The organism is Hirschia sp., assembly GCF_058892565.1.
In genome coordinates this window covers 44,370-57,187 of the sequence record NZ_JBZXVU010000049.1, presented here as the reverse complement: position 1 = coordinate 57,187, position 12,818 = coordinate 44,370, and the positions used below count along the sequence as shown (strand labels likewise).

The following is a 12,818-nucleotide window of genomic DNA, read 5'->3' as shown; positions in this document are numbered from 1 at the left end:
CGCGCGCTTGGGATAATTTCTCCATTCCCAGAGATCAAACCAGCATTAATTGGGATACAAATTACACAGATATGCATGTGCCAGATGGCGCAGCCGATATCCAGCAGCAAGTCAAACACGGTACTTTACAATTGCTCGCGCAATATGATGCCGTTGGACATGCAATACACGGCATAGTCGCGCCAGATTTAGATCAGTACACCTTCTTGGGCGATGCAGGCAGCAAAACCGACAATCGCATTTATGATGCAAGCATGTCCGCCGACGAGGAAACACCTACACATTCGGGCAAATTAGATGATAGATGGGCTTTCACATCTCGTTCTTCTGCATTGGAATATGGCTCTGCCGCAGGCATGGCAGCAGCGGCCAGAACTTTGAAAGGCTATGATGATGCGCTCGCTGAAAAAGCGCTTCAACAAGCAATCACAGTTTTTGCACATGAAGAGAGCAATGAACCCACACTATATCAACACGGGAACACCACTGGCGGCCCATTTGCATTAGAGAGAATCCGCGCTGCCGGTGAATTATTGCTCACAACAAAAGACCCAAAATACGCCAAATCAGTTGAAAAAGCATGGGATGACGCATTGCCATTCTTTGCTGGATTTGCCGACTTAGCCGTTGAAATTAAAGACTTAATGCCAAAAAACTACGACAAAAAACTACGCAAAGCAGCAAAAGACTTCATCGCAAAAGAAACCGAAAACAGGTCCGATAACCCATTCGGCGTCCAAATCACCCGCGGCGGCTGGGCTGGGTCTGGAACGGTAGCCAACAATGCCATCGTCTATTATTTCCTTCACAAGGCATACCCTGATCTCGTGTCCAAAGATCGCGTTTATGCAGGGTTTGACTTCCTGCTAGGCCAACACCCGGGACACAATTTATCCCTTGTCTCAGCTGTAGGTGCAAAATCTAAAAAGGTTGCTTATGGAAATAATAGAGCTGATTTCAGCTACATAGCTGGTGGTGTCGTTCCGGGTGTACTGGTTTTAAAACCAGATTATCCCGAAAACCGTGAAGACTGGCCGTTCTTCTGGGGTCAAAACGAATATGTGATACCCAATGGCGCACAATTCATTTTCTTGGCAAATGCAGTTGCTGAATTAGAAAACTAAATAACATAGACTTGGTTATAAATTAGGGTGCTGAATGTAAGTTTCAGCACCCATTTTTGTGGTCTGCTATGCAACCCTATTGCACCTCCCACCAATGACCATAACCAGCTGAAACTAAATAAAAAAACCACCCATCTCCATAGAGAGACGGGTGGTATCCAGCAGAAAAACGGAATAAATTTATGTGGAAGGAAAATTATCCGCTCTGCTGTATTGTTTACATGCTGTAACGAGCACCGAGCATGAATTGGCGACCTGTGTGACTGAATTCACGGGTCAGATCGAGATCACCATATCCAGTCCCGTAAATCCGCTCTTCTTCATCTGTCATGTTGATAATTTCAAATGTGAAAGTGAGATTATCATTGTAATTATAGAAAGATGAGAAATCGACATGGGTTGGTCCGTATTTACGTTCTTGCGCATGTCCGTTTCCGCCCGGCTCACTCAATAGATAGTCATCACGCTTATTCACTGAGAAACGACCGCCAAAATCTGCGTCTTCATAGTATAAAGTGAAATTGTATGAATTCGGAGATAATCCAGTTGAATCTTGTGCTTCAACATGTGTGTAGTTCGACGCGATACCCATATTGGATAGTGGTCCCGGCAAGAAAGTGAATGGTTGTTGATAAGTGATCTCAAACCCTTTCACTGAAAAACCTTCATTGCTATTGACCGGTATTGAATGGTCATACGGCACAGTTGCCGGATCAGCCTGATAGGACTCATCGTATTCAGGGTCAGCATAGATTGCTGGCCAGAATTCCTCGTCGATCAGTTTGTTCACAACTTCAGATGTCAGATTTGTCGCGATATTTTTGTGGAACACTGCTGCTGACAATAGCCCCTCACCACCCAAATACCATTCAAGCCCCAAATCGAAATCATTTGATTCATATGGATCAAGTTCTGGGTTCCCTAAATTCCCAACTGTACGCGTTGTATATCCAAAACTTGGACGCGCAATGTTTAGAGAAGATAAGCCCGGACGCGTCATGCTACGACCATAAGACAGGCGCGCAACCAATTCATCAGTTACATCAAGCGCCAAATTCATTGACGGTAGATAATTATCATAGCTGCGCTCGACACTAATTGGAAGGTCACCAACAACAGCTTCGGAAGTCACTGTCGTTTCTACATAACGGATTCCAAAATTCGCTCTCAGTAGCATGCTACCAACATCGAAATCACTGTTTAGCTCGACATAAGTTGCAAAAGTTTCTTCTCCAACTTTCCAACTATCTGCAAGGGATTCTGTATATCCAGCAGGGATAACACCGTCATTTTCAATCGCATCAAAATCAGCAACCAAAAATGGCACTAAATTACCATCCAATCCACTTCCGAAATTAGAATAAGGGAAAGCTGTTGTGTATTGCGCCGGATCAAACGCTGCTGAACCACCGATTCCTTCAGCATAAGAAACGGACCTATCATTGTAAGCCACACCAGTATTAATTGAAAACCTATCGCCTTCATAAGTTAGATCGACTTTAGAAGTAAGGTTTTCCTTTTCAACATCGTTGCTACGATTATTAGCGTTCACGACATCAATGAAATTATTTGGATCGTTCATATCGTAGTCGCCATAGTCCACAGAGGCGACTTCATTATTGGAATAATCATACGCATAGAAATGAGGAACTGAACGATAGTAAAATCGCAACTCTTCTCGGGTCGCATCATTCTTGGCAGAACCAAACATAGCATCTACAGAAATATTATCTGTGATCTGATATTCACCTGATAAGACAATCTGATCAAATTTTGATTCAGAAACTTGCTTACGGCTTTCATACCAAGATGTAACGTCATCAAAACTCGCCGCGATCAAATATTGTCCTGTAGGATCGACTGTAAATTCGATAGGCGTTTGACCAGTAAAATTGCCTGGATCTCCATGTGTTAGCAACCATTCCATAGAGTTGTAATTGCGGCGATCATTTGTAAGTTCAGAATGAAGGACATCAAAAGTTAGCAACAATTTGTCATTGGGTTGATATTGGAAAGAACCTGTAAGGCCGAGACGTTCTTGCTCATTCCCAAAAAAGTCAGCACGAGGCAAACGAGGAGCCCACAAACAATCTAGCGGATCTTCTGCACCACAGGCACCTGAAGGTGTACCATTCACGACTGGATTAGTGTCTGCCCAAGAATCTCCATTTATGAATGGTGAGGTCCAACGAACACTCCCAAAACCTTCCTGACGGACTGTACGGCCGGAATAAGCAACCGAGACAAGTGCACCCAAAGTGTCATTTGCGAAAGTGTCGCTGACCATGAGAGCAAGACGAGGGTCAACCTCTTCTGTCAGGTCGTTATAACCTGCTTGACCTGATACTGAAAAATTAAAACCTTCAAAATCAAATGGTTTTGCAGAATATAGGTCTACAGTTCCAGCAATACCACCTTCTTCAATAGATGCTGTTTGCGTCTTTTGAACATCTATTCGATTGAAAAGTTCTGCTGCAAAAACATGAAAGTCAAAGGCGCGACCACTATTTAAAGTTACTCCCCCAGAATCAAGACCATCACTCCCTGCTGGAACCTCCATCCCATTCAATGTTGTACGTGTAAAGCTCGGACTAAAACCACGAAGCGTGATGTTACGTCCTTCACCACCTTCACGAGAAATCGCAACCCCCGGCACACGCTGAATCGCTTCGGCAAGGTTTAGATCAGGCATTTTACCGATGTCTTCAGCTAAAATACTTTCACGTGAATTCACGGCTGCCCGTTTAAAATCACGCGCTTCTTGCAGAGATGAACGAAAGCCCTGAACTACAATTGTATCCAATTTCTTCGTTTCATTTGCTTCCTCTTCTGCTTCCTGAGCATAAGATGGCGCAGCAAAACAAAGCCCGAGCAATATCGGTGTCATTAAAGACGCACCCGAAAACAGCCCCTTTTTCAGGGATTTATTAAAAAAGCTCATTTTTCCTCCTTAGCTTAATATTTAAATATTCAATTTTAGAAAAATCCAGAAAATTAAATAAATTCAAATATTAATGCCCCTATTTACTTATTATGTATGGAATAATTACTGAACCAAAAAAAAATTTTGTTGATTTATATTTTGGGTAGTCTTCCATTTATTTTACGAGGCAACGAATTAACTAATTTATTGCTCGTATTTAGGTAGACTTTTCAAAAATCAAAACGAGTAATAAAAATGTTAAAAAAAGTGGAAAAATATTTTTAGATAATGTGTGATGCTTTTTCGAAACTGAGAAGTCTATATAGATATGTCGAAAGTTTACGCAGCATTTTTGAATTGCGAAGCAGCCATCCGGCGCACTATCGCAAAATATTGCCCACAACCGGCGGATGTGGACGAATTAACCCATGAAACATTTTTGAAATGCTTCGCTGCAGAACGAAAAGCCGATATTCGCGAACCAGAGCGTTTATTACTGTTCGCAGCTAAAAATGTAGCCTTGAGTGAGATCAAAAAGAAACGCAACACAACAACCGACTATATTGAAGATGCCCCCTACTCAACGGACATAGTTGATAGGAACCAGCACGATCCAGAACAACATCTCAATAGTCGCCGAAAACTTGCTGCTTTCACAATGATTATAGCTCAACTGAGTGAAGATGATCGCAAAATTCTTCTAATGCGTAAAATTGACGGCATGAAGTATTCTCAAATAGCAACGCGCATGAATATATCGGTTAGCACTGTACAAAAACGGCTAGCGGCATCGCTCACAAAATGCACTCAAAACATGATCGCAACTGGATACACACCTGACGAATTTGGCGGCAAAGCAGACTCACCTAAACCCGATCAGGCTGCCGCCGAAACATCAAAGACTGAATGGAATGCTGACAATGACTAACGAAAAGAAAATACTCAGCCTTCCCACTCGTCAACGACGTGAGGCCCAAGCTGCAGAATGGGTGACAAAGCTGGATGCAGACACGGTTTCCGCTATAGACCGCGCTCGATTTGATCAATGGATGTCAAGCAGTGAGAAAAACCGCGAATGCTATTACAGAATTGCTAAAGCGTGGTCAGCTCTCGATGATTTAGAAGAACTCCAACACCTTGCAGAATCTGATGATGTCGCCGAGCTTTTAAAACAAAATCGACGACAATCTCGGAAGATAGTCCAGTCGATAGGTGCCATGGCGGCTATGCTAATCATAGGTTTTTCAACATGGGTTGCTCTGCCTTACCTAAACACACAAACGTATAAATATGAGGCATTTATATCAACTGCGGTTGGTGAAATGCAAAATATTCAGTTACCTGATGGCTCATTGATTAAGGCAAATACAAATACTCATCTGGAAATTCATTACTCGAAAAACTCAAGAGACATCAATTTACTTCGTGGAGAAGCTTTCTTTGAAGTCGCTCACGCACCAGACCGTCCTTTCTCAGTCGTCGCAGGAGACAGGCAAGTACGCGCAGTTGGAACAGCCTTTAACGTGCGCCTGAGAGAAGCAAAACTAGCCGTAACTGTTGAAGAAGGGCGCGTGGCACTCATCAATAAAAAGGCTATGTTGGTTCAAAACAAAAACCCCGAAAACAATGCGGCTCAAGAATTGACGCAAATATCTGCTGGACAACGCGCCGTATTTGACACTGACATTGAAGAACTGGAAGTGTTGCAAGCAGAAAATTTACAAAGACGTTTGTCATGGAGAAACGGCATTTTGTCATTCTCTGGAGAACCACTTTCATTTATGATTTCAGAGGTCTCGAGATATTCCAACGTCGAAATTGAAATTGCCGATGAAAGTCTAAAAGACATGCCCGTCGCTGGATATTTTAAAGTAGGAGAAGTTGATGCAATGCTTGAGGTTTTAGACCTCATGTCTGACGTGACGATAGAACGGATTGATCAAAACAAAGTCCGTCTAACAAAAAAATAAATATAAAAAAACTTCGGAGGAAACACATATGACTATTTTTTGGAATGCAACCAATAGGTATTTTAGAGAAATTAGAAATGCAAATTTCTAAATCTCAAAATGTTTTGGAAATCACCCCGTAGAGTTGCAAACTGTTTTGCAACTTGCGCTGTTGGTTTATTTCTACTTTCGATGCCTTTAGCGCAAGCGCAAGATACTCATACCGTATATTCATTTAACATCGACGCCCAAACATTGGGGACGGCGCTCGACGGAATTGTGGAAAAAACAGGTGCTCAACTTTTTTATCCCAATGAGTTGTCCAGTGTTCAAAATAGTCAGACAGTCATTGGAAGCTATACACTTGATGAAGCGCTAAAATTATTGCTTGAAGGCACAAATTACAAACGCGGCGTCACGCAGAGCGGTGTCATTTATGTCCTGAACGCCCCTAAAGAGAGCCAAGCATCAAACGTGCAGCCTGTCCCTCTTTCGCCCCAACCATCTCCACAAACTATTCCTACTCCAAACTATAGTGAAGAAGAAGTTCCACACACCATCACGACACTCGAAACAGTAACAGTTACGCGATATCGCCAGTCGTTAGAAAAAGCACTTTACAATAAACGCCAAGCCATAAGCCAGCTTGAATCAATTATCGCCGAAGACATGGGAAAATTTCCTGACTCAAATCTCGCAGAGTCAATTCAAAGGGTCCCTGGCGTCGCAATCTCAAGAGAAGGCGGAGAAGGTCGTCAAATAACCTTACGTGGACTAGGTCCCTCTTTCACTCGGACAACTTTGAACGGGATGGAAGTGCCTGCTAGCACGGATGGACTGGACTCAAGCGGAGGTCTAAACACTGGGCGCGCGTTTGATTTTAATGTTTTTGCCTCTGACCTTTTCAGCCGTGTTGATGTACACAAAACCACTTCAGCCAGCATGGAAGAAGGCGGCATAGCAGGAACAGTTGCTCTTTTTTCTCCAAAACCGATGGACAACCACCCCAGCAATTTAGTGATCGCCTCAAATGCACGCTACAATAATTTGACAGGGCAAATTGATCCTAGCTTATTTGGGTTATGGAACGGCACTTATAAAGACGACAAGCTTGGGTTTCTTCTTTCTGCCTCATACTCAGATAGATCTGTCCGCCAAGAGGGGTTTGGTACGGTCAGATGGACCACCCCTATTATTGATGGTAGTGGCCCCTTCCCCTCAGAACAAGATGTTGAGGTGATCGGCACACCAAGTGTATCAGACTGCGCAGACAGCTCAGACACAATTGTCTCTCCTATCAATTGTCTTTGGTTTCCGAGGCTTCCTCGCCCGGATTTTTTCGGTAATTCTCAAACACGCTCAGGCCTTACAGGAAGTTTCCAATATCATCCTAATGACCAAACAAAACTGACAATTGACACCTTGATGTCGTCCTTGATTAACAGACGCAATAATTACAATTTTTTTGAATTTTTCCTGTCGTCTTTCAATGAAGTTCAGCCTACCTCAATTCAGATTGCCGACAATGGTAAACAAGTTGAAGCTGCCAGCTTTGACAATGTAGAATCCTTTGTCGAAAGCCGAAAACAAGATTCTGATACTGAATTCTTCCAGCTGGTTGCAAATATTCAGCATCGTTTTACCGACAGTCTTTCAATAGATGCGCTAATTGGATCAGCAACATCAAATTCTCACCGCGAAGAATACCGCTATTACATGCGGTCTATTCCGCATAGTTATAGCTTTGACTTTTCAGACAATGCGAATGTTCCCGACGTAAGTTATGGCTATGATTTCAATGATGCATCCAATTTTTCACTTATAGATGGCCGTCTAAGCTCAAGCGATGTTCTTCGCAACAACACAACTGCGCGTATTGATGCGACACTTGATCTGGACATTCTTCGTATAAAGTCGGGACTATCTTACAATAAACGGACAACTGAATACCAAGTCGCTTATATCTCTGACTTCCCTGATCAGGACTCTGCAAGCGGATTTACGCAAGCATTTCCCTATAACCGCTACGGCTTTAAATTTGACGGTCCGCTCTTTCCGTTCACTGTCGCTAATATTGATAAAATCAATGCAGTTCTCCTGACCTCACCTTTTGTCAAAAATTATGCCCAAAGCTGGCAAACTCACGAAAATACGCTTGCCGCGTTTCTCGAATTACAAGCCGCCCTTGATTTGAATGGAATGCCATTGCGTGTAAATTCCGGCGCGAGAATTGTCGAAACACGCGTTAAGTCTGAAGGCTTCACACAAAGTCAACAAGTCATGTCTCGCAACAGTTACACCAACCTTCTACCATCAGCGAGTTTATCTCTAGATACATCAGATAATTGGACATTACGTGCTTCATACGCGCGAAACATGACACGTCCCAGCTTCAATTTTTTAAACCCCGGAAACCCTGCTTTTGGCTATAACACAGGCACTGTAGTTACAGGCAATCCCTATTTATTGCCTAGCATTTCAGACGACATTGATTTTTCTGTTGAGTGGTATCCAGGCAGCGAATCTTTAGTTTCATTCAATATATTCAATAAGGAAATCAAATCACTGATAGAAATCAGTGAATCTAGGCAACTCATTGACCCCATCTATTATTCAACGATTGAAGCCGACCCAGAATATGATCCGAATGTAACTGTCGATTTTAGAACTGTTCCCTATTTGCATATTACGCCGTCCAATGAAGAGGGGGGAACATTGCGTGGAATAGAAGTCATATATCAGCAACCATTTTCGATTTTACCATCTCCTTTTGACAATTTTGGTGCGACTGCAAATTACACCTATGTCAAAGCTGACAATAAAATCACTGGCCTGTCTGAAAACTCTTATAATTTCACGCTGTATTATGAAGAGCCTCAGTTTGGCGGTCGTATTTCAATCAATACACGAGATGATTATATCATCCGCCTGCCAGGAGAGAACGGCAATCTAGCTGAAGGTAAGAATGGGCAAACTCAAGTCGACGTGTCGGCATTCTACAACCTAAATGACAAACTCAAACTGACATTTGAAATCGTCAATCTGACCGACGAATACGAGCGTATTTACGGGACAGGTGACGGCACGCTCAACCTTCCTCGAGAATATAACCATACTGGCGCGCAATACCTATTAGGTCTGCGCATTATTTTGTAGGGATAAAAATGAAACAAATTCAATTTATTAAGATTGCTTGCATGCTAACAAGCATGACCATACTGCCCCTTTCAGCATTAGCTGAAAACAACATTTTACAAGTTGATGATGGCTATACCGTTTCGCAAAGGTACGAGAAAAACAAGGAAAAATACCCAGAAATAGAGTGGCCCATTCTCTCCTTCCAGCCCGGACAGACAATACAATTCGACCTTGCTTACAAACAGACAGATCAACGCACGCTTCATGCCGACATATTCCGCCCGTCGTCTGAAATAAATAATGGCGGCGCACTGCTACTTGTCCATGGCGGCGGATGGCGCTCTGGTAACAAGTCCCACTTTTATGCATTGGCAAACCTGCTGTCTGCTCGAGGTTATACAGTTATTTTACCAGAATATCGTCTATCCATAGAAACACCATATCCGGCGGGACTTCTTGATATCAATGATGCCATTCATTGGGCAAAACAAAATTGTGCTCAATTAGGTTTTAATGCCGATAAAATGGCTATTGGTGGTGCCTCATCCGGTGGTCACATGGCCTCTCTCATCGCGTACACATCAAACAGTGACATCTACAAATCAAAACCTGACTTGGATACGAGTTTGATAGGTCTGATAGATCTGGATGGTGTGCTCGACTTAACCGACCCATTAGCCATTAAATACGAAAACCGTATGAAAGAAAAATCTGGCCTTGGCCTCTGGTTTGGCGGCTCAATGGAGAACAAACTCACAGAATGGACACAGGCCAGCCCCCTAGAACACATAGATGCAAACTCCCCTCCAACCTTGATCATTAGTAGCGGACAAATGCGCTTCACGACCGGTCACCAGAAAGTGCAAGAAAAGTTGGATAAGCTAAATATTGCAAACGACTTTTCAAGCTATGACGACATCCTACATACATTTTGGCTATTTGAGCCTTATGCATCTGATGTCGCTAAAAAAATAGACCAATTTCTAATCCAGAATACGTCCATTAATTCCCCTAAATCACCAGCCTTCCAATCCGACATTCGCGGAGAATAACCTCATGCCAACATCTCGTCTTTTAGCTAGTTTCCCTCTTGTTGGAGCCCTGCTCGCTGCCTGCCAATCTACAAATTTACCTGTGGCCCAATCACTTGAGTTTTCGGTGCAGGAAACTTGCGAAGCGACACCCAACTGTTTCACAAATATTCAAGACGCACTAAACGCCGCATCAGCACTAAATAGCTCTGATTGGAAGACAGTGTCTGTCGCCGCGGGTGATTACTACGAAAAACTCACCATTCGAGATGCTAAAACCCGTTTAATTGGTGAAGGTATCGAAACTACACGCATTCATTACGATGCAGTTGCGGAGACCGCTGGGAAATTCCATCGCCAAAACTGGGGAACTGCAGGATCTGCTACTATAACTGTCGATGCAGAAGACGTGCACATTGAAGGTTTCAAAATTGAAAATACATTTGATTACATATCCAATGACAAATTGGACAATGATGACCCAAAACGCATATCAAACTCTCAGGCCGCCGCCCTATTACTCGATATCCACAGTGACAAAGTCTATTTGAACAAAGTCACTCTGGAAGGCTATCAAGATACAGTCTTTGCCAACGGAAAACGAGCCTTCATATCAAATAGCTTTATTTCCGGAAATGTTGATTTTATCTTCGGCAATGGTCAATTGTTGATTGAAGACAGTGAAATTCAATCGCGCCGACGAGGCCAAGATTTTGAAGCTGGAGAAGTGCAATCATTTATCGCTGCTCCCTCAACTCAAATTTCAGATCGAATGGGAATTGTATTTCACACCTGCCGCCTAACACCAGAAGAAGGTTTACCAAACCACTCGATCACCCTTGGGCGTCCTTGGCACCCTACTACCCGCTTCCCTGATGGGCGATATGCTGACCCCAATGCGATTGGCCAAGCCATTTATATCAACACGTTTATGGATTCTCATATTCATCCAGACCATTGGTCAACTATGAATGGAACCGCCAGAAATGGTGAGAAGACAGACGTCTTCCACCCTGAAGACTCAAGGTTTCACGAAGTAGGTTCTTATGGCCCTGGCGCAAAAACGTCTTTTAAAGGCACAAGCTATACCGACTTTCCAGACATGGCCGAAATCAACACAATCATGTTTGATGACTGGAACGAGTTTAAAGACAGGTTAAAAGAATAAGCCAATTGCTACTGCATGCTCGGAAAAGAATTGGTTTCCGAGCATGCTCAAAAGCATTTTAGCTAAATCCTTCAATTTCGATTTTCTATTATTTAGTCCTGCTGAAGATTTTGGGTCCGGCTAAAATACTTTTTGGTTTCTCTTAGAACATGCGGTGATAACAGAACTGCCGACACCACGGTAGGAACCGCCATTAACGCAAAACTGATATCAATGAAATTCAAAATTGCGCCAAGAGACGATATAGAACCAACAAATACTGTCACAACATAGAATATCGAATAATTTCTGCCGCCAGCTTCACCAAACACGAATTTCGCACATTTCGTTCCAAAGTAAGAATAAGAAAATAGAGACGAAATACCAAAAGCTAAGACACACAGGAATAACAATCCTTTTCCAAACCCTGGGTAGGCTTGCTCGAATGCCATTGCTGTCAGCGTGACACCGCCATTTCCAGCCTCTTGCCAAACACCGCTAATCAAAATGGCAAGCGCAGTCATCGTACAGACAATCAAAGTATCAATGACAGGTCCAAGCATCGCCACAAGACCTTCATGTACTGGTTCATTGGTTTTGGCATCACCATGAGCCATTGGTGCCGTTCCTAATCCGGCCTCATTTGAAAACGCTGCACGTCGAACTCCAAGCACAAGCAAACCACCTAATGCACTTCCAAATACCATATCACCTTTATAAAATTGAGGTGCAAATGCGTCGGTAAAGATGAGCGCAAAATAAGTCGGAACTACATCAAAATTGATAACAATAACCCCGATCGCAAGAGCCACATAAAGCGCAACCATAAACGGCACAATAAGTGATGTAACTTCACTCACCCGCTTCAATCCGCCCAAAATCACTATCCCCGTAGCAATCGCCAAAGTGATACCCAATCCCGCGCTAACCCAGAGATCGTTTTCAATTCCCATGGGGATTGCAACCAAGTCATTCGCGGCTTGAACAAGCTGATTAGCGCTAAATAATGGCAGACAACCAGCCATACCAGCGAAGCAGAACCACCACGCCAAAAATTTCCATTTTTGTCCGAGTCCATTGATTATGACATACATTGGACCACCGCTAGCCTGCCCAGAACTATCAACGGTGCGAAACATAACGGCTAATGTACAAGTGAAGTACTTTGTTGCCATCCCGATAATCGCAGACACCCACATCCAGAAAACAATACCAGGACCTCCCAGCTCAATGGCCACGGCAACGCCTGCTATGTTTCCCATGCCTATCGAAGCAGCTAGCGCAACCGACAGAGCTTTAAAGTGAGATACCGCTCCAGTATCAGATGTTTTATCATGCTTCCCAGACAGAACAGATAAAGCGAGACCAAAATGACGGAAAGGAAGCAAACGCGAATAAATGAAGAAATATAAGCCCGCCCCCGTCACCAATATAACGAGAGGCCAGCCCCACAACCAACCTGCTAGATCTCCTAAAAATTTATCGAGAAAATTCAAAACGTACACT

8 protein-coding genes are annotated in these 12,818 nt (G+C 43.2%); 6 read left to right on the top strand and 2 right to left on the bottom strand.

Going from position 1 to position 12,818, the window contains the following annotated elements; all coding sequences use genetic code 11:
* Positions 1-1,124: glycoside hydrolase family 9 protein (locus AC5EF3_RS15485; RefSeq protein WP_493548698.1), on the top strand; the 1,124-nt coding region annotated here is incomplete at its 5' end.
* A gap of 217 nt (positions 1,125-1,341) precedes the next feature.
* Here the strand turns inward: AC5EF3_RS15485 and AC5EF3_RS15480 are convergent.
* Positions 1,342-4,065, bottom strand: coding sequence for a TonB-dependent receptor (locus tag AC5EF3_RS15480; protein WP_493548697.1), 2,724 nt, complete (start codon positions 4,063-4,065; stop codon positions 1,342-1,344).
* Between the two features lie 310 nt (positions 4,066-4,375).
* Here AC5EF3_RS15480 and AC5EF3_RS15475 point away from each other — a divergent pair, with 310 nt between their 5' ends.
* From AC5EF3_RS15475 to AC5EF3_RS15455, 5 genes are all read left to right on the top strand, one after another.
* On the top strand, positions 4,376-4,975 hold the full coding sequence (locus AC5EF3_RS15475) for an RNA polymerase sigma factor (protein ID WP_493548696.1): 600 nt from the start codon (positions 4,376-4,378) through the stop codon (positions 4,973-4,975).
* Positions 4,968-6,017: a FecR family protein gene (locus tag AC5EF3_RS15470; RefSeq protein WP_493548695.1), complete on the top strand. Its 1,050-nt coding sequence runs from the start codon at positions 4,968-4,970 to the stop codon at positions 6,015-6,017. Before AC5EF3_RS15475 ends, AC5EF3_RS15470 begins: the two co-directional genes overlap by 8 nt.
* Before the next feature lie 99 nt (positions 6,018-6,116).
* The gene (locus tag AC5EF3_RS15465) at positions 6,117-9,152 is read left to right on the top strand and encodes a TonB-dependent receptor (RefSeq protein ID WP_493548694.1); all 3,036 of its coding nucleotides are present in this window, start codon (positions 6,117-6,119) and stop codon (positions 9,150-9,152) included.
* Positions 9,153-9,160: 8 nt separating this feature from the next.
* On the top strand, positions 9,161-10,186 hold the full coding sequence (locus AC5EF3_RS15460; RefSeq protein WP_493548693.1) for an alpha/beta hydrolase: 1,026 nt from the start codon (positions 9,161-9,163) through the stop codon (positions 10,184-10,186).
* Positions 10,187-10,190: 4 nt separating this feature from the next.
* Positions 10,191-11,333 (top strand): pectinesterase family protein, encoded by a 1,143-nt coding sequence (locus tag AC5EF3_RS15455; RefSeq protein WP_493548692.1) that lies wholly within the window; start codon positions 10,191-10,193, stop codon positions 11,331-11,333.
* 92 nt (positions 11,334-11,425) lie between these two features.
* Here AC5EF3_RS15455 and AC5EF3_RS15450 read toward each other — a convergent pair whose 3' ends face one another.
* The gene (locus tag AC5EF3_RS15450) at positions 11,426-12,808 is read right to left on the bottom strand and encodes an alanine/glycine:cation symporter family protein (RefSeq protein WP_493548691.1); all 1,383 of its coding nucleotides are present in this window, start codon (positions 12,806-12,808) and stop codon (positions 11,426-11,428) included.
* Positions 12,809-12,818 lie beyond the last annotated feature (10 nt).